Below are 16,156 nucleotides of genomic sequence, written 5' to 3'. Positions count from 1 at the left end.
GATGGACCCATGGCCGGACCCTGGAGACGCCCCCTGGCCGCCGTCGGCGGCCTTCTCGTGGCCTGCGCCGCGCTCGTCCCGGTCGCCGCGCGCTGGCTCACCAACCCCGAGGACCAGCGCCTCGTCGACCTCGACGTCTACCGGACGGCCGGACAGGCGGTCCTGGACGGCACGCCCGTCTACGACTTCGTGACGCAGGCCCCCCAACTGCTCCCGTTCACCTATCCGCCCTTCTCGGCGATCCTCGCGGTGCCGATGGCGTGGCTGCCGTGGCCCGCCGCCCAGGGCGTCATGGTGGGGTTGATCCTTGCGGCGCTCGCTTTGTCGGCGTACTGGGCGTTCCGTCCGCTGCTCGCCCGCGTGGGCGATTTCGGGCCGCTGCTGTTCGGCGTGCTCGTCGCCGCGCTCGTCCAACCGCTGCCGGTCTACGACCAGGTGCGGTTCGGGCAGGTCGGGCTGTTCATCCTCGCGCTGTGCCTGATCGACTGCCTCGCGCCGCGTACGTACTGGCCGCGCGGGATGCTCGTCGGGCTGGCGACCGCCGTCAAGCTCGTGCCGGGCGTCTTCCTGATCTACTTCCTCGTCACCCGGCGGCGTGAGGCGGCCGGGAACGCCGTGCTCACGGCCGGTGCGGCGACCGTCGCGACGTTCGCGGTGCTGCCGCGCGACTCGGTGGACTTCTGGTTCGGCGCGCTGCTGGCCAGCGATAGGGTCGGCTCGAACCTCGGCACCTCCAACCAGTCGCTGCGCGGCTTCCTGCTGCGCATGTACTGGCCGGACATGGTCACCTCGCTGGTCTGGGCGGCCGCCGTCGCGCTTGTGGCGTTCGTCGGGTTCCACTACGCGCGGCGGCTCTCGCTGCTCGGCGCGTCGGGGGCGCTGTCCCCGGCCAACGCGTGGTCCGCCGAGACGGCCGGGGTCGCGGTCGCGGGGCTGCTCGCGGTGCTGCTGTCGCCGGTGGCCTGGATCCACCACCTTGTGTGGATCATCCCGGTCGTGGGCGCTCTGGCGGGAGACGGGCGCAACCTCCGGCGTTGTCTTGCCGCAGCCGGTGTGTGGCTGTTCTACGTGCTTCAGACGCCCTGGTGGGGAACATCCCACATCCAAGGCCGGCTCCCGGTCTGGGAACAGGCACTCGGACGGCTCATGCAGAGCTCCTACGGGCTCGGCGCGATCGCCCTGCTGTTCGTCCTCGGTGTCTGGCTGGTGCACGAAATGTGGCGGGAAACACCCAAGCCGACCGGGGAAGAAGGCCCGGACCGCGCGGTCATGGGTACGCTCACCCCGTGATGCTTATCACCGTCGCCGTTGTGGGCGCTCTCAGCGGATTGGCCGGCCTGTCCATGGCGCTCGTCGCGCGCAGCCGCGTCAGCAGGGTCGTCGAGGAGTGCGCCGACGTCCTGCGCAGGCAGATGCAGGTGGCCACAGGGGTGGACAAGAAGGCGCTGCGCGATCTGGCGATCGTGCGGTACGACGCGCTCGCCGAGATGTCCGGCGAGCTGTCGTTCTCGCTCGCCGTGCTCGACGCCGCGGGCGACGGCGTCGTGATCAGCTCGATCAACGGCCGCAGCGAGACCCGCACCTACGCCAAGGTCGTCCAGGGCGGCCGCAGCCCCCAGATGCTCTCCCCCGAGGAGGAGCACGCCCTACGCGCCGCCCGCCTCGGCCGAGGCCCGGTCGTAGAGATGGACGACCCTCTGGCGGACTTCGGAGCCCCCGTAGGGGGCTAAGAGCCCCTGAGCAGCTCAGAACACGGGTCCTTCCATTACCCTTTCGTTTCATGCCTGACCGTTACGCCTACCTGGGGCCCGAAGGAACGTTCACCGAGGCCGCGCTGTTGACGCTTCCCGGTGCCGCGCAGGCCGAGCGTGTGCCGTTCTCGACGGTGCCCGCCGCGCTCGACGCGGTGCGCAGCGGGTTCGCCGAGCGTGCGGTCGTGGCCCTGGAGAACTCGGTCGAGGGGTCGGTCCCCACCACCCTTGACGAGCTGGCCACGGGCGAGCAGCTCCAGATCGTGTCGGAGATCCACCTTCCCGTGGAGTTCGCCCTTCTTGTCCGTCCGGGCACGGCGCTCGCGGACATCAAGACAGTCGCGTCGCACCCGCACGCGCAGCCGCAGTGCCGCCGCTGGCTCGCCGCGCACGTCCCGGACGCCGAGTGGCGGGCCGCGACGTCGAACGCGGAGGCCGCCCAGCACGTCGCGGACGGCCTGTACGACGCGGCGCTCGCCGGGTCCTTCGCGGGCGCGCGGTACGGGCTGACGGCGCTCGCGTCGAAGATCCACGATGTCGACGGGGCCGTCACCAGGTTCGTGGAGCTCGGCCTCCCGTGCCCGCCGCCGGCGCGCACCGGCCGCGACCGCACCACCGTCGTCGCCTACATCCGCGACGACCACGCGGGCGCGCTGCTGCAGATCCTCCAGGAGTTCTTCGTCCGGGGCATCAACCTGACGCTGATCCAGTCGCGGCCCACCGGGGCCGGGCTCGGCTCGTACCTGTTCTGGATCGACTTCGAGGGCCACGTCGAGGACGCGCGCGTCGGCGAGGCGCTGATGGGCCTGCGCCGGGTCTGCGCCGAGGTCAGGTTCGTCGGCAGCTACCCGGCCGCTGACGGGGTGCGCCCGGTCGCCAGGCGCGGCACCGCCGACGAGGACTTCGCGGCCGCCTCCGACTGGCTGGCGGGTATCCGGGGCAAGTCTTGATCATCCGCCGGGAGCGTCCGGGGGACGCGGCCGCCGTCCGCGAGATCGTCGCCGCCGCGTTCGGCGGGCCGCACGCGGCCGAGGCCCCGCTGGTCGACGCGCTGCGCGCCGATCCCGCCTGGATTCCTGAGCTGTCCCTCGTGGCGGAGCTCGGCGGCGACGTCGTCGGGCACGTCCTGGCGACGCGGGGAAGGGCGGGGGACACGCCCGCGCTCGGCCTCGCGCCGCTGTCGGTGCGGCCCGACGTGCAGCGCTCGGGCGTGGGCAAGGCGCTGATGCACGCGGTCCTCGGCGCGGCCGACGCGCTCGACGAGCCGTTCGTCGCGCTGCTCGGCGACCCCGACTACTACGGCAGGTTCGGCTTCGTGCCCGCCTCCGACCTCGGCGTCCACGCGCCTGACCCGGCGTGGGGCGTGCACTTCCAAGCGCGCGCGCTGACGACTTACCGCCCTGAGGGCCTCGGCGAGTTCGCTTACGCTCCGCCCATCATGGGTCTGTGAAGTTACCCACAGGTACGATCTCGGTCATGAGCCTGGAAACCGGCGTCAAGGGCGGCGTCGCCACCGTGACGATCTCCCACCCCGCCAAACGCAACGCGATGACCGCCGCCATGTGGCGTGAGCTGCCCGACCTCCTCCACGGGCTCGCCAAGGACCCCGGCGTACGCGCGCTCGTACTGACCGGGGAAGGCGACCACTTCTGCGCGGGCGCGGACATCACCGAGCTCGCCTCGATCAACGCGGCGGGCGACGCGAACCTCTCGTCCCGCGCGGAGGCCGCGCTCGCGGACTTCCCGAAGCCGACGATCGCGGCGATCCGCGGCTTCTGCGTCGGCGGCGGCTGGCAGCTCGCGGGCGCGTGCGACGTGCGCTTCGCCGACCCGGGCGCGCGCTTCGCGATCACCCCCGCCAAGATCGGCATCGTCTACCCGCCGACCGCGATCCGCCGCCTCGTCGCGCTGGTCGGGCCCGCCGCGGCCAAGTACCTGCTGTACTCGGCCGATCTGATCGACGCGGCGCACGCGCTGCGCCTCGGGTTCGTCCAGGAGATCGCCGACGACCTCGACGGACGCGTCGCGGAGTACGTCGACGTCGTCCTGTCGCGCTCGCAGTTCAGCCACGAGGCCGCCAAGGAGATCATCGACGGGTTCGTCGCGGGGACCATGACGGACGCGCGGCTCGAGGAGTGGCAGGCGGCGTCGATCTCGGGGCCGGACGCGGCCGAGGGCGTCGCGGCGTTCAAGGAGCGTCGCGCGCCGCACTTCACCTGGACGCGCCCGCAGTCCGGCTGACCCCCGACGCCGAATCCCCGACACACGAGTGCGTCAGGAGGTTGCTTCGGGTCCCTGATTTTTCTGAGATTCCTGATATAACGGGTTCCAGTCAAAGATCACGACTGTTCCGGAGATCTCCGGAATCCCTCCCGTCCCCCTCGGAGGACCCGTGCGCATCATCGCCGTACCCACCGGCCTGGCGCTCCTCGCAGGCGGCATCGTGTTCGCCGCGCCCGCCCACGCCGCGGTCCGCACCACGCTCACCATCAAGGTCGCCGCCGCCCCCGCCTACATCGGCGACGAGGTCACCGTCACCGGCAAGCTGACCGGCACCGGCGGCAAGGCGCTCGGCCGCCGCGACATCCTCGTGAACGTCGCGGGCAAGCGCCAGATAGTCGAGACCAACGGTCAGGGCCTGTACATCGCAGAACTCCGGGTGCCGCAGAGCGGCGTCTTCACCGCCGACTTCTTCGGCGACTCCTCCTACGACGAGTCCACCGCGACGTCGCCGTACTACAGCGTCCGCTACCGCACCGGCATCGACGGCTTCACCGCCAAGCCGAGGCCCGTCGCACAGAACAAGCCCATCAACATCTCAGGCCGCGTCTACCGGGTCGGCCTCGCCGGACGCGTCGCGCTGGCCGGGGCGTCGCTCGACCTGCTGTTCTCCCCCGACGGCCAGAACTGGAGCCACGTGGCGTCCGGCGCGGCCGACGGCAAGGGCAAGTTCCGCTTCGCGCCGACCGTCGCCCAGGACGGCACCTGGCTCGTCGTCGCCGCGGGCAACCCGGCCGCCGACGGCTGGGCGCAGACCGAGCGCAAGATCTGGGTCGACTCGCGTTACCCGACCCGTCTGTCGGCGTCGGCCACGCCCAAGAAGGTCCGCTACAAGGGCAAGGTCCGCGTCCACGGCTCCCTCGGCCACAAGGTCGACGGCGTCTGGGCGGCGCTCGGCCGCGTCCACGTCGGCGTCTACTTCCGCGCCAAGGGCTCGAGCAAGTGGACCTTCAAGGCCAACGCGTGGGTCGGCGCGAACGGCAAGTACAGCAAGAAGTTCACCGCCCACCGCGACGGCTACTGGCGTGCCGTCTACAAGGGCACAGGCGCCGACTTCAAGGTCACCAGCGGCAAGACCTTCGTGGACGTGCGCTGACGCCCCCTTGAACCCGCGGGGTCGGGTCGGCGCGCGACCCGACCCTGTGGATAACCCGGAGCATGAGGGGTCGCAAGAGCGATAACCTCGGGTCTGTGATTGACCTGCGAGCCCTTCGTGACGACCCCGAACGCGTGCGCGTCTCCCAGCGTGCCCGAGGCGAGGACGAGGCAGTCGTCGACTCCCTGCTCGGCCTCGACGAGCGCCGCCGCGCCGCGCTGACCCGGTTCGAGCAGTTGCGCGCGGAGCAGAAGAGTTCCGGCAAGCTCGTCTCCCGGGCCCAGGGCGAGGAGAAGCAGGCCCTGCTGGCCAAGGCCAAGGAGCTGGCCCAGGGCGTCAAGGAGGCCGAGGCCGAGTCCGACGCGCTCGGCCAGGAGCTCAACGCGCTGCTCCGCTCGGTCCCGAACGTGATCGAGGACGCCCCCGCGGGCGGTGAGGACGATTACGTCGTCCTGGAGACGGTGGGGGAGATCCCGACCTTCGACTTCACCCCGCGCGACCACCTCGAGCTCGGCGAGCTGCTCGGCGCGATCGACATGGAACGCGGCGCGAAGGTCTCGGGATCGCGCTTCTACTTCCTCACCGGCGTCGGCATGCAGCTCCAGCTGGCGCTGCTGAACCTCGCGATGGAACAGGCGGTCGCCGCCGGATTCGTCCCGATGTACGTGCCGGTGCTGGTCAAGCCGGAGACCATGGAGGGCACCGGGTTCCTCGGCAACCACGCGCCCGAGGTCTACCACCTGCCCGCCGACGACCTCTACCTCGTCGGCACCGCCGAGGTGGGCCTCGCCGGGTACCACATGAACGAGATCCTGACGGACCTGCCCAAACGGTACGCCGGGTGGTCGAGCTGCTTCCGTCGCGAGGCCGGCTCCTACGGCAAGGACACCCGGGGCATCATCCGGGTCCACCAGTTCGACAAGGTCGAGATGTTCTCCTACGTCGACCCCGCCGACGCGCACGCCGAGCACCTGCGGCTGCTTGAGTGGGAGAAGGAGATGCTCGCCAAGGTCGAGCTGCCCTACCGGATCATCGACACCGCCGCCGGTGACCTCGGCGCGAGCGCCGCGCGCAAGTTCGACTGCGAGGCGTGGGTGCCGACCCAGCACACCTACCGCGAGCTGACCAGCACGTCGAACTGCACGACCTTCCAGTCGCGGCGGCTGTCGATCCGCTCGCGCGACGGCGAGGGCAAGCCGCAGCCCGTCGCGACGCTGAACGGCACCCTGGCGACCACCAGGTGGATCGTGGCGATCCTGGAGAACCACCAGCAGGCCGACGGGTCGGTCCGGGTGCCCGAGGCGCTCCGGAAGTTCCTCGGGGGCCGCGAGGTGCTCGAGCCGATCGGCCGCTGAGGCGGTCCGCCGCCCGCGTCCTCAGGGCGCGGGCGGAGACCCGTCAGGCGAAGGCGTCGAGGAGTTCCTCGAGGATCGCCGCGACGCCGTCGCCGTCGTTGTCGGCCGGGGTGCGGGCCGGGATCGCCGCGAGCACCGCCGGGTGCGCGTTGGCCATCGCGTACGGGCGGCCCGCCCAGGTGAGCATCGGCAGGTCGTTGGGCATGTCGCCGAACGCGACGACGTCGGCGGGGCCCACGCCGCGCGCGGCGCAGTACTCCTCGAGGGCGGTCGCCTTGGTGACGCCGTGCGCGCTGATCTCCAGCAGCGACCTGCTCGAGGCGCGGGTGATCGTCACGAGGTCGCCCACGGCCTTGACCGCGTGCGCCATGAGCGCGTCGGCGTCGGTGTCGGGGTGCAGGCCCAGCAGCTTGGTCGCCGGACGCGCGATGAGGCCCGCGTCATCGACGGCCTCGCCGCCCATCCGGCTCAGGTCCCACGAGCCGCGCCGGTAGCGCTCCTCGAACACGAACCCCTCGCCGTACTCCACGGCGAACCGCAACTCGGGCAACTCCGAGCGGAGCCGGGCGATCACCTCGCCGAGGACGGTTTCCGGAATCGTGCGGCGGCTGACGATCCGCTCGGTGACCAGGTCGTACACGACCGCGCCGTTGGCGCAGATGGCCTGGCCCCGGTTGCCGATCTCCTGGGCCACCGCCTTCATCCAGCGCGGCGGACGGCCGGTCACCATGAGCACGGCGAGGCCCGCCCGCTCTGCGCGGGCGAGCGCGGCCACGGTACGGGGGGAGACGGAACCGTCGGAACGGACGAGGGTGCCGTCGAGATCGGTGGCGATGAGCTTCATGGTGACGCCGCGGGGCCGACGGCGTCGTCGGCCCCTACGGCTCGACTCCTTACAGGTAGGGCCCGTTGGTCATGCCGCCGCCGCGGGGCTGCTCCTCCTCGCGGCCGCCGGGCGGGACCATGCCCGCCGGAAGCGCCCTGCGCATCTGCTCGAGCTGCGCGCGGGCGGCCATCTGCTGGGCGAACAGCGTGGTCTGGATGCCGTGGAACAGCCCCTCGAGCCAGCCGACGAGCTGGGCCTGGGCGATCCGCAGCTCGGCCTCGCTCGGCACCTCCGAGGCGAACGGCAGCGACAGCCGTTCCAGCTCCTCGACGAGTTCGGGGGCGAGGCCGTCTTCCAGCTCCTTGATCGAGGAGGTGTGGATCTCCCTGAGGCGGACGCGGCTGGCCTCGTCAAGCGGGGCGGCCTTCACCTCCTCGAGCAGCTGCCTGATCATGCCGCCGATGCGCATGACCTTGGCGGGCTGCTCGACCATCTCGGTCAGCGGACGCTGGTCCTCGTCGCCGCCGACCTCGTCGCCGTGCGCGTCACCGATCTTGCCCGGTCCGACGATCAGCACCTGCGGCTCCTGCTCCTGTTCGCTCATGACTCCCCAGTCTCCAACAAGATCTTCCCGAAGTGGCCGCTGTTCTCCATCAGCCGATGCGCCTGCGCGGCCTCCGGCATCGGCACGACCCTGTCGATCACCGGCCGGACCGCGCCGGCGGAGATCAGCGGCCATGCCCGCTCGCGCACCGAGGCGACGATGCGCGCCTTGTCGTCCAACGAGCGGGCGCGCAGTGAGGTTGCGTGGACCGAGGCGCGCTTGGTGAGCAGCTTGCCGAGATCGAGTTCGCCCTTCCCGCCGCCCTGGAGCCCGATGACCATCAGGCGGCCGCCGGCGGCCAGGGCGGTGACGTTGCGGTCGAGGTACTTCGCGCCCATGTTGTCGAGGATCACGTCGTACTTCCCGGACTCCACGAAGTCCTCGGTCCGATAGTTGATCGTGAGGTCCGCGCCCAGCTCACGGCAGCGTTCGGCCTTCTCGGGGGTGCCGACCGTGCAGGCGACGTACGCGCCGGCCGCCTTGGCGAGCTGGATCGCCATCGTGCCGATCCCGCTGCCGCCCCCGTGTACGAGGAACCTGTCGCCCTTGGTGAGCCCGGCGTCGAGGAAGACGTTCGACCAGACCGTGCAGACGACCTCGGGCAGCGCCGCTGCGTCGACCAGGGACACCCCCTCGGGAACCGGTAGCAACTGGCCCTGCGGAACTGCCACCTTCTGGGCATACCCCCCACCGGCCAGGAGCGCGCAGACCTCGTCGCCGACCTTCCAGCCCTCGACCCCGGGCCCCAGCGCGCTGATCCGCCCGGACACCTCAAGCCCCGGATACGGCGAGCTTCCGGGCGGCGGGTCGTAGAACCCCATCCGCTGCAGGACATCGGCCCGGTTCACGGCGCTGGCGACGACGTCGACCAGCACCTCCCCCGCGCCCACCTCGGGATCGGGCACCTCACCCCACACCAGGGCCTCAGGCCCGCCCGGCGCGTCAACGGAGATCGCATACATGCCCCTCACGCTACCCATCCGCCCGCTTCGCGGAGCACGCAAGCCCCCCGGCCCGCTATCGTGGTGTCCGCCACTGGAGGGTTCGCATAGTGGACGAGTGCAGGCGCCTTGAAAGCGCCCGGGCCTTCACGGGTCCCATGGGTTCGAATCCCATACCCTCCGCCACACCCCCCTTCCCCGCCCCGCGTTCCCACGCGGGCCGCACCTTTCCGCCACCCCCGCCCGATTCCCATGGCGAGCAGTCGGGCGGTGACCGGTCGTGGTCAGTAGGGTGCGGTTGTATTAGGTGTTCGATCAGCGTTCGATAGGGAGAGCACTCGACGCTGGAGGAGGGCTGGTGGACTGGCGTAAGAGCAGTTACAGCATGGACATCAAGGCGGACTGTGTGGAAGTCGCCGTGGGGAGCGGGGGAGTTCGGGTGCGGGACTCCAAGCACCCGGGTGCCGGGGCGCTTGCGTTCCGGTCTCCCGGATGGTCGGCGTTCATCAGCGGACTTAAGGGGAGCCAGGGGAGGGCTGCTGCGGGGCGTCGTCTGGGTTGAGTTAGAGGGGGCCCGCAGCCCCCGGGTTTTGGGTGGGTGGGGGCTGCGGGTCAGGACATGACGAAGATCAGGGCGATGACGGCTATGGCTACGAGGGCGGCCACGGCGGCTATGGCGGCGATGATGCTGAGAGGGGGGCCGGAGGGGGCGGGGGGCTCGGGGCGGTTCTCTTCGGTGAACGCGCGGAACTGCTGGGTGCTGCGGGCGGGGTCCAGTTCGTTCTCAGCCATGCGCGGGAGGATAACCAACGCGTGTGACGGGCGGGATTCTCATCGCTCACCGGGGGCTTGACAGGGCGGCCGCGCGGCTGGCTAGGCGGCTATCGCGGCGATCTCCCTTTCGGCGGCCTCCTTCAGCGCGTCCAGGTCGGTCTGGGCGGCGCGCAGGGCGCGGGTGGCGGTCGAGTCGGGGAGCATCAGGAGGGCGAGCAGGATGTGGCCGTCGCAGATGAAGCGCTGCTTGTTCTTGATCGCGACGCGCAGCGAGAGTTCGAGGGTCTTCTTGGCCTCGGACGTGAACTTCAGGTGGCCGCTCTTGACGGGTCCGGTCCTGCCCTCGAGCGCGCCCGGGCCGAAGCTGGCTTCGGTGGCCTGCCTGACGGCGTCGAGGTCGATGCCGATCGCGGCGAGGGCGTCGGGGTCGAGGCCGTCGATCTCGCGGCCGACGAGGGGGCGCAGGACCTCGGAGGTCAGGCCCAGGGAGCGCAGGGCCCGCGCGCCGGGGCCGCCCGCGACGGGTCCGTCGGGGCCCGAGGTCAGCAGCCCGAGCATCAGGTGCCCGGTGTCCACCTCCCCGTGACGCAGCATCCGCGCCTCCTCCTGCGCCATCGTGACGGCCGTCCTGGAATCGCCGGTGAACCTTTCGAACATCTCATCCCCTTTCGCGCCGCGCGAAGGCCGCGTCGCTGTTCCGGTGCTTCTTGTGGACCGCCTGACGGCTGACGCCGAGCGCCTCGGCGATGTCCTGCCAGGACCAGCCGAGGGCGCGCGCGTTGCCGACCTGGAGGGTTTCCAGCCTTTCGGCGAGTTCCCTCAGCGCGCGTACCGCGCGCAGCCCTACGGCCGGGTCGCGGCTGCCCGCCTCACGGGCGAGCTGTACTCCATCGCTCATGACGTCAACCTAGGTTGACACAGCCCCCGTTGTCAACCTCGGTTGACACGTACGGGTGGGAAACGCGACCGAGTTGGGACGAGTTCTGGCGATTTGCCCACATGAGGGGGCACAAAAAGGTAATTGTTCAGTACATGGTCACGCGGTCATGATGCCGCCGGCCATGCGAACCCCGTACGGCCGCGGTGGTGTCCGCGCCCCCGCCGCGGCCGTACGGAACCAGGCTCCCTCTGACGGTCCTGGACGGGCTTGGACGGGCTCACCCTCGAGCCCGTCCCAACCTCAGCGCTTGTCGAAGTGCTGGTAGTCCTTCGTCCCCGACCAGTAGCCGCCCCACTGCCAGCCGATCTTCTCGAACGCCCGCACGACCTTGTCCCCCGAGGTGATGACGCCCGGGGCAGGGCTGCGGTCCGTGTAGAACTTCTTGCAGCGCGGGTGAGAGATCGTCCCCGACGTCGAGACGTACGGGTTCTCGCAAGGGTTGATGTCCACGGCCATCCCGTACGCGTGCCGGGACCAGTTCGACGAACCCGTCGCGGGACGGCAGTTGAAAGCCGACGTGTTGTCCGCCTCGATCGAATCGAAGTCGTCGCCCTTGTAGACGTCCACCGGGACCATCTTGCGGATCGGGAACTTGTTCTTGTAGAGCGTCTCGAACGTCTTGGCGACGTCCTCGGCCACTGTGGCGTTGACCACCAGTTTTCCGCCCTCGTGGGGCTTTCCGTCGAACCCCCAGTAGGGCATCGTGATCATTCGGAGCCCCGACACCGGAACCGGGCACCCCTTGCGCCACGAGTGCTCGAGGTCGGCCGCCGTCACCTTCGAGATCTGCGCCTCGAAGGGCACGTCGGTCGCCGTGGGCGTCGGCTCCGCCGTCTCGGAAGGAGTGGCGAAGCCCGATGGCGAAGCTGCGCGGTCCGGTACCTCCTCGGTTTGGCCACATGCGGCCGACCCGACGAGGAAGACGGCTGTCAGGGCAAGTATCGGAACTGTCCGTACAACGTCCATCACCTCAGGATCTCCCATGACCGAGAAGGATGAACGCCCGACCCTCTCGGACGAGCTCTTCGGCGCTGAGGACGGGCCCGTCAAGCCCCCGCCCGACCTGCCGCCCGAACCCGTGCTCCCCGCCTGGCCCGCGTTCCTCGGGGCAAAACCGGCCCCGCGCGAATGGGTGCTCGGCGGGATCGGCGCGCTGCTGTTCGCCCTTGTCGACCTGATCGTCATGTGGGCGCCCCTGCGCGACCGCGACGTCGCCAGCACCGCCCAGGCCGTCGTGCTGATCGTCGTCGCGTTCGGCGTCGGGACCGTGCTGGTGAAGCTCGTAGGCAAGTCCTTCAGACCGATCGGCTTCGGGATGATGATCGCCTGGGTCGCGCTGACGCTGTTCTCGCTCGGCTTCGCGACCGGGCTGAACTAGGCGTCAGCCGACGGCGCGGCGGGCCCGTTCGGCGACCCGGGCGAAGACGCGGCCGACGACCTCGAACTCCTCGGGCGTCAGCAGGTCGACAAGGTACTCCCGGACGGTCGCGACGTGGTCGTGCGCCGCCTCGGCAAGCACCTCGAAGCCCTTGTCGGTGAGGACGGCGTTCACGCCGCGTTTGTCGTCGTCGCAGGGAACCCGCACAACAAGGCCCTTGGCTTCCATCCGCGCACACGTGTGCGACAGCCTGCTGCGCGAGTGGTAGGCCAGCTGGGCGAGCTCGGCCATCCGCATTGTCCGGTTCGGGGCCTCTGAGAGGCGGACAAGGATCTCGTATTCGGACATCGACAGCCCGTGCGAGGCTTTCAGATCGCGGTCCAGCAGCTCCACGAGGAGCGAGCTCCCGTCGAGGTAGGACCGCCACTGGCCCTGCTGGGCGGCATCAAGCCAGCGCGTATCACCCATGTCCGGGAGCCTACCTCGCGGGTTTTCCGGCAGGTCGGGGCGAGGCAAAGCCGGGTGACCCGGGTTTTCCCCAGGGTCGGTGGCGGGTCGAACATCTGTGCGGTACGGTTGCCGCACGATCGAACGAATCTTCGACTGTGGTCGGTGGGTCGAAGTGTGCTCGAAGTGTGGCAGGTAGGCGCGGATCTTGGTGGATTGGGGGGAATCATGGCGGTAGTTGCGACACGCCGTAGATGTTCATACGGAAATCTACGGCCACAGCTATATGGGCTCATAGAGTCCGAGAGCGTGGATCCCGTACGCAATCCCTACGCGCCGGGCGCGGGCCAGCGCCCACCCGAGCTCGCGGGACGCGATCGAGAGCTGCGGCAGTTCGAGGTCGTGCTGGAACGTGTCGCGCGCGGGCGGCCCGAACGCAGCATGGTCGTCACCGGGCTGCGCGGCGTCGGCAAAACCGTCCTGCTCAACACGTTCCGGTCGATGGCGATCCAGCGGCTGTGGGGCACCGGCAAGATCGAGGCGCGGCCCGAGCAGTCGATCCGGCGGCCCGTCGCCGCCGCGCTGCACACCGCCGTGCGCGAGCTCGCGCCACGCCACCGCGCGCCCGACCGCATCGAGGAGTTCCTCGGCGTGCTCAAGGCGTTCGCGCAGGCCGGGCCGCAGCCGACCACCCGGTCCAAGGCCCCGGCGCACCGCTGGCAGCCCGGCATCGACGTCCCCGCCGTGCGCGGCCGCGCCGATTCCGGCGACCTGGAGATCGACCTCACCGAGCTGTTCGTGGACGCCGCGTCCGTCGCCATCGATCTCGGCGTCGGGATCGGGCTGTTCGTGGACGAGATGCAGGACATCCCGGCCGAGGACGTCTCGGCGCTGTGCGCGGCGTGCCACGAGCTGTCGCAGACGGGCGGGCCGCTGATCGTCGTCGGGGCGGGGCTGCCGCATCTGCCGGCGGTGCTCAGCGCGAGCAAGTCCTACTCGGAACGGCTCTTCCGTTACGCGAGGATCGATCGGCTCGACCGTGATTCGGCCGATCTGGCGCTGCTCGCGCCCGCCGAGCGTGAGGACGTCACCTTCACGCCGGACGCCCTCGACGCGCTGTACGACGCCGCGGACGGCTACCCGTACTTCGTGCAGGCGTACGCGAAGGTCGTCTGGGACCTCGCACCCACCTCGCCGATCACCGCGCACGACATAGCGGTCGCCGCGCCTGAGGCGGAGAGCGAACTCGCCGTGGGGTTCTTCGGCAGCCGGTATGAGCGGGCCACGCCTGCCGAGCGCGACTACATGCGGGCGATGGCGGTGCTCGGCGACGAACCCGTCACCACGGCGTCGGTGGCCGATGAGCTCGGGCGCAAGCCCTCAAGCCTGTCCCCGGCGAGGGACGGGCTGATCAAGAAGGGGCTCATCTACAGCGCGGAACGCGGGCTTGTGGCCTTCACTGTGCCGCACTTCGGGAAGTTCCTGCGGGAGCAGCCGGCCTTATCCGGGGGAGCGTCCGGGGGCCGTCCGGGGGTTGTGGTCGGCCGGGTTGGGCTTTCTACGGCTGTCTAGCCTTTTCGCTAGACAGTGGTAGAGATCTGTGACGAGTGGTTTCTACGGGTCTCTAGCTTCAGTGCTAGAGACGTGTATTGGAGGATGCGATGAGGGCCTGAAGGGGTTCGGGGGCTTGGCGGCGGGGGCGTCAGACGGGGACGGGGGCCGACAGAAGGTCGGAGTCGTCGCGCTCGCTCGGCGCGGGCACATGTGCGACCCGCACCTCGCCGTCGGCCAGCGACACCGCGAACACAAGGTCGCCGCCCGGGGCTGGGTACACGACGAAGCGCCAGCACAGCTCGCGCCAGACCTCCGAGGGCGCGCCGAGGCCGGTGCCGTGGGCGCGCCACGCGGAGCTGGCGTGCAGCACGCGCATCGTGTCGGCGAGCGGCACCCTGCGGCGGTCGCACGGCACGGCCGCGCGGCGCAGCAGCGCCGTCGACTCCGGCGAGACCGCGGCGATCACGGCGAGTTCGAGCAGGAAGACCGCCTCGGCGAGGCCGGGACCGTCGGCGAGTACCGCGAGGCCCGAGGTCGGGGCCCAGCACGCGCCGAACGCGACGAGGGCGAGCAGCGCGGTCCGCGCGACGGTGCGCCAGCCGATCCTGATCCGGCTGAGCCTGCCGAAGCAGCCGCACCCGTCGTCGGGGCGTGACGTGCGCAGCTCGCCGACCACCCAGGTCGCGGCGGCGAGCATCGACACCGTGACCAGGCGCGGCGCGAGCGCGGCGGTCGTGAGCAGCAGCAGCGCGAGCACGCCCTCGGCCCCCGCGTACACCAGGGCCATCCGGTTCTTCGGCGTGTGCAGCTTGCCCCAGGAGGCCAGCGCGAACACCACGATGATCACGAGGAGCTGCGCCCCGAGGAGATCGTCCGACATCTCACCCCACCACCAGGGTCACGTTGAAACAGCCGACGGCGAGGTCGCCGCCGAGGTCGACAAAACTCGCCCGGGTGAGCTCCACGACACGTCCGCGCGGCGAGGTCCCGCACTCCACGCAGCGGTCGCAGAACCGGGCCGCGGTGCAGCCGCACTCCGTCACCTGGATCTCGGTGCTGCGCTTGCCGCAGTCGTTGCGCACGTGCAGCGACGAGCCCAGCGACAGCAGCGGCATCGGCGCGCACGGCACGGGCGCCTCCGGGCAGCCGCCCGCGTCGCCGTAGGAGTCGAGCGCGGGGTAGGCCGCGCCCCGGCCCCCGGCGGAGTACCAGGTCGCGGTCCCCCGCAGCAGCGCGCCCGAGCCGCCCGTCGGCACCTCGGCGAGCGGGCCCGCCTGCGCGGTTCCCGGCCGGACGGCCACCGGGCCGCGTTCCGAGCGCGACGCGATCACGTCGAACAACTGGCCCGGCTCCAACCGAGGATGCCGCACGAGGATGTGCCCGAAGTTCTCCGGCGGGATCACCACATGCGCGCGCGGCCGGTGCGGCCCCTGGTCGACCTCGACGTTGTGCACGGCTCCGTGCGCGCCGCGTTCGCGCGCGACGGAGACGATGACGCCGTTGACGCGCAGGATGTCCACCCAGATCCGGTCGGCGGCGAGCCCGTCGCCCGTCGGACGCACCACTGCCTCACGACCAGGGACGAGCGCCGACAAATCCGCCTTTCCGCCATGCCAGACGACCGTCGATTCCGACATCGCCATACGAAAGTCATAGAAGACGGGTTCATCGCCACGGGTGCGTCCCGGCGCACGCAACACGAGCAGATGCGGACTCGCGTCGACGATCCGCCCCTCCACCGCCCGCACGGGCGGCTCGGCCGGGGTCAGGAGGCGTCGCGGCGCCGCTCCCAGCACCGCCGCCCGCAGCTCGCGCCGACGTCCCATGCCCCTCCTCATCTGTCTCCCTGCTCCACACTTACTAGGTATCAACCATGAGTCGACCATTTTGTCCACAAGTCCCTGTCACGAAGGAAGAGAAATCCTCTACTCGGTAGAGATTCCTCTCCCCCGGACGTCCCGAATTGGAGGATTCTTCTACCCCCACCCCTCTTTCACGCCCAAAGTCCCACTCGTCACAATCCGCCCGTCCCCCGGCCCCGGCCCCGGCGCACGGCGGCGAGCGCATGCGGCTCGACGGAGATCCGGCCTGGCCCGGGGGTGCCGCGTCTCGTCGGTGGATCGGGGCCCGGGACGGGGAGCGAGAGCCGGGGAAGGTCGGTGGATCGGGGGTCCGGGACGGGGAGTGAGACCCGGGGAGGGTGGGTGGGG

The 16,156-nt window shown here is 70.6% G+C and carries 20 protein-coding genes and 1 tRNA gene; 11 read left to right on the top strand and 10 right to left on the bottom strand.

What is annotated here, in order from left to right; translation table 11 throughout:
* The first annotated feature begins 9 nt into the window (after positions 1–9).
* The 7 genes from R9X44_RS19980 (at position 10) to serS (ending at position 6,482) form a co-directional block, all read left to right on the top strand.
* Positions 10–1,290, top strand: coding sequence for a glycosyltransferase 87 family protein (locus tag R9X44_RS19980; RefSeq protein ID WP_319815721.1), 1,281 nt, complete (start codon positions 10–12; stop codon positions 1,288–1,290).
* Positions 1,290–1,730, top strand: a complete 441-nt coding sequence (locus R9X44_RS19975) for a DUF4446 family protein (RefSeq protein ID WP_319815784.1) — start codon at positions 1,290–1,292, stop codon at positions 1,728–1,730. The genes R9X44_RS19980 and R9X44_RS19975 overlap by 1 nt, the downstream gene beginning before the upstream one ends.
* A gap of 50 nt (positions 1,731–1,780) precedes the next feature.
* Positions 1,781–2,701 (top strand): prephenate dehydratase, encoded by a 921-nt coding sequence (gene pheA, locus R9X44_RS19970; RefSeq protein ID WP_319815720.1) that lies wholly within the window; start codon positions 1,781–1,783, stop codon positions 2,699–2,701.
* Positions 2,698–3,201: an N-acetyltransferase gene (locus R9X44_RS19965; protein ID WP_319815719.1), complete on the top strand. Its 504-nt coding sequence runs from the start codon at positions 2,698–2,700 to the stop codon at positions 3,199–3,201. The genes pheA and R9X44_RS19965 overlap by 4 nt, the downstream gene beginning before the upstream one ends.
* Positions 3,202–3,227: 26 nt before the next feature.
* Positions 3,228–3,992 (top strand): enoyl-CoA hydratase/isomerase family protein, encoded by a 765-nt coding sequence (locus R9X44_RS19960; RefSeq protein ID WP_319815718.1) that lies wholly within the window; start codon positions 3,228–3,230, stop codon positions 3,990–3,992.
* Between the two features lie 151 nt (positions 3,993–4,143).
* The gene (locus tag R9X44_RS19955; RefSeq protein ID WP_319815717.1) at positions 4,144–5,127 is read left to right on the top strand and encodes a hypothetical protein; all 984 of its coding nucleotides are present in this window, start codon (positions 4,144–4,146) and stop codon (positions 5,125–5,127) included.
* A gap of 95 nt (positions 5,128–5,222) precedes the next feature.
* Positions 5,223–6,482 carry a serine--tRNA ligase gene (gene serS / locus R9X44_RS19950; RefSeq protein WP_319815716.1) on the top strand — a complete coding sequence of 420 codons (1,260 nt, stop codon included), beginning with the start codon at positions 5,223–5,225 and terminating at the stop codon, positions 6,480–6,482.
* 43 nt (positions 6,483–6,525) lie between these two features.
* On the opposite strand, the gene R9X44_RS19945 is transcribed toward serS, so the two are convergent.
* From R9X44_RS19945 to R9X44_RS19935, 3 genes are read right to left on the bottom strand one after another with little or no spacing between them, the layout of a single operon-like run.
* Positions 6,526–7,326: a Cof-type HAD-IIB family hydrolase gene (locus R9X44_RS19945; RefSeq protein WP_319815715.1), complete on the bottom strand. Its 801-nt coding sequence runs from the start codon at positions 7,324–7,326 to the stop codon at positions 6,526–6,528.
* A gap of 49 nt (positions 7,327–7,375) precedes the next feature.
* Positions 7,376–7,912: a bacterial proteasome activator family protein gene (locus R9X44_RS19940; protein WP_319815714.1), complete on the bottom strand. Its 537-nt coding sequence runs from the start codon at positions 7,910–7,912 to the stop codon at positions 7,376–7,378.
* Positions 7,909–8,874, bottom strand: coding sequence for an NAD(P)H-quinone oxidoreductase (locus R9X44_RS19935; protein WP_319815713.1), 966 nt, complete (start codon positions 8,872–8,874; stop codon positions 7,909–7,911). The genes R9X44_RS19940 and R9X44_RS19935 overlap by 4 nt, the downstream gene beginning before the upstream one ends.
* Before the next feature lie 75 nt (positions 8,875–8,949).
* Between R9X44_RS19935 and R9X44_RS19930 the strand changes: the two genes are divergently transcribed.
* Both R9X44_RS19930 and R9X44_RS19925 read left to right on the top strand, forming a co-directional pair.
* Positions 8,950–9,039: transfer RNA gene (locus tag R9X44_RS19930), tRNA-Ser, on the top strand.
* Between the two features lie 121 nt (positions 9,040–9,160).
* A complete protein-coding gene (locus tag R9X44_RS19925; protein WP_319815712.1) occupies positions 9,161–9,415 on the top strand; it encodes a DUF397 domain-containing protein in 255 nt (84 codons plus the stop codon).
* 50 nt (positions 9,416–9,465) lie between these two features.
* Here the strand turns inward: R9X44_RS19925 and R9X44_RS19920 are convergent, their stop codons facing one another.
* The 4 genes from R9X44_RS19920 to R9X44_RS19905 all read right to left on the bottom strand — a co-directional run bounded on the left by R9X44_RS19920 (position 9,466) and on the right by R9X44_RS19905 (position 11,371).
* On the bottom strand, positions 9,466–9,645 hold the full coding sequence (locus R9X44_RS19920) for a hypothetical protein (RefSeq protein WP_319815711.1): 180 nt from the start codon (positions 9,643–9,645) through the stop codon (positions 9,466–9,468).
* 81 nt (positions 9,646–9,726) lie between these two features.
* Complete coding sequence (locus tag R9X44_RS19915) at positions 9,727–10,284, bottom strand: Clp protease N-terminal domain-containing protein (protein ID WP_319815710.1); 558 nt, start codon at positions 10,282–10,284, stop codon at positions 9,727–9,729.
* A gap of 1 nt (position 10,285) precedes the next feature.
* A complete protein-coding gene (locus R9X44_RS19910) occupies positions 10,286–10,525 on the bottom strand; it encodes a helix-turn-helix domain-containing protein (RefSeq protein WP_319815709.1) in 240 nt (79 codons plus the stop codon).
* 282 nt (positions 10,526–10,807) lie between these two features.
* The gene (locus tag R9X44_RS19905) at positions 10,808–11,371 is read right to left on the bottom strand and encodes a M15 family metallopeptidase (protein ID WP_319815708.1); all 564 of its coding nucleotides are present in this window, start codon (positions 11,369–11,371) and stop codon (positions 10,808–10,810) included.
* A gap of 178 nt (positions 11,372–11,549) precedes the next feature.
* Between R9X44_RS19905 and R9X44_RS19900 the strand changes: the two genes are divergently transcribed.
* Complete coding sequence (locus tag R9X44_RS19900) at positions 11,550–11,945, top strand: hypothetical protein (protein ID WP_319815707.1); 396 nt, start codon at positions 11,550–11,552, stop codon at positions 11,943–11,945.
* 3 nt (positions 11,946–11,948) lie between these two features.
* Here R9X44_RS19900 and R9X44_RS19895 read toward each other — a convergent pair whose 3' ends face one another.
* Positions 11,949–12,413 carry a MarR family winged helix-turn-helix transcriptional regulator gene (locus R9X44_RS19895; protein WP_319815706.1) on the bottom strand — a complete coding sequence of 155 codons (465 nt, stop codon included), beginning with the start codon at positions 12,411–12,413 and terminating at the stop codon, positions 11,949–11,951.
* A 288-nt stretch (positions 12,414–12,701) separates the two neighbouring features.
* Between R9X44_RS19895 and R9X44_RS19890 the strand changes: the two genes are divergently transcribed.
* Complete coding sequence (locus tag R9X44_RS19890) at positions 12,702–13,964, top strand: ATP-binding protein (protein WP_319815705.1); 1,263 nt, start codon at positions 12,702–12,704, stop codon at positions 13,962–13,964.
* Between the two features lie 130 nt (positions 13,965–14,094).
* Here R9X44_RS19890 and R9X44_RS19885 read toward each other — a convergent pair whose 3' ends face one another.
* Both R9X44_RS19885 and R9X44_RS19880 read right to left on the bottom strand, forming a co-directional pair.
* The gene (locus tag R9X44_RS19885; protein WP_319815704.1) at positions 14,095–14,826 is read right to left on the bottom strand and encodes a MauE/DoxX family redox-associated membrane protein; all 732 of its coding nucleotides are present in this window, start codon (positions 14,824–14,826) and stop codon (positions 14,095–14,097) included.
* Position 14,827: 1 nt separating this feature from the next.
* On the bottom strand, positions 14,828–15,772 hold the full coding sequence (locus R9X44_RS19880) for a hypothetical protein (RefSeq protein ID WP_319815703.1): 945 nt from the start codon (positions 15,770–15,772) through the stop codon (positions 14,828–14,830).
* Positions 15,773–16,156 lie beyond the last annotated feature (384 nt).

Source organism: Actinocorallia sp. A-T 12471 (assembly GCF_033875155.1).
Taxonomy (GTDB): Bacteria; Actinomycetota; Actinomycetes; order Streptosporangiales; family Streptosporangiaceae; genus Actinocorallia.
The sequence above is the reverse complement of the archived record's forward strand: the minus strand, read 5'-3'. Positions and strand labels throughout refer to the sequence as shown.

Bases quoted from the DNA above. Each gene is read 5' to 3' on its own strand.
- R9X44_RS19980 (WP_319815721.1), top strand. From the start codon at position 10: ATGGCCGGACCCTGGAGACGCCCCCTGGCCGCCGTCGGCGGCCTTCTC.
- R9X44_RS19975 (WP_319815784.1), top strand. From the start codon at position 1,290: ATGCTTATCACCGTCGCCGTTGTGGGCGCTCTCAGCGGATTGGCCGGC.
- pheA (WP_319815720.1), top strand. From the start codon at position 1,781: ATGCCTGACCGTTACGCCTACCTGGGGCCCGAAGGAACGTTCACCGAG.
- R9X44_RS19960 (WP_319815718.1), top strand. From the start codon at position 3,228: ATGAGCCTGGAAACCGGCGTCAAGGGCGGCGTCGCCACCGTGACGATC.
- R9X44_RS19945 (WP_319815715.1), bottom strand. From the start codon at position 7,326: ATGAAGCTCATCGCCACCGATCTCGACGGCACCCTCGTCCGTTCCGAC.
- R9X44_RS19940 (WP_319815714.1), bottom strand. From the start codon at position 7,912: ATGAGCGAACAGGAGCAGGAGCCGCAGGTGCTGATCGTCGGACCGGGC.
- R9X44_RS19935 (WP_319815713.1), bottom strand. From the start codon at position 8,874: ATGTATGCGATCTCCGTTGACGCGCCGGGCGGGCCTGAGGCCCTGGTG.
- R9X44_RS19920 (WP_319815711.1), bottom strand. From the start codon at position 9,645: ATGGCTGAGAACGAACTGGACCCCGCCCGCAGCACCCAGCAGTTCCGC.
- R9X44_RS19915 (WP_319815710.1), bottom strand. From the start codon at position 10,284: ATGTTCGAAAGGTTCACCGGCGATTCCAGGACGGCCGTCACGATGGCG.
- R9X44_RS19910 (WP_319815709.1), bottom strand. From the start codon at position 10,525: ATGAGCGATGGAGTACAGCTCGCCCGTGAGGCGGGCAGCCGCGACCCG.
- R9X44_RS19900 (WP_319815707.1), top strand. From the start codon at position 11,550: ATGACCGAGAAGGATGAACGCCCGACCCTCTCGGACGAGCTCTTCGGC.
- R9X44_RS19895 (WP_319815706.1), bottom strand. From the start codon at position 12,413: ATGGGTGATACGCGCTGGCTTGATGCCGCCCAGCAGGGCCAGTGGCGG.
- R9X44_RS19885 (WP_319815704.1), bottom strand. From the start codon at position 14,826: ATGTCGGACGATCTCCTCGGGGCGCAGCTCCTCGTGATCATCGTGGTG.
- R9X44_RS19880 (WP_319815703.1), bottom strand. From the start codon at position 15,772: ATGGGACGTCGGCGCGAGCTGCGGGCGGCGGTGCTGGGAGCGGCGCCG.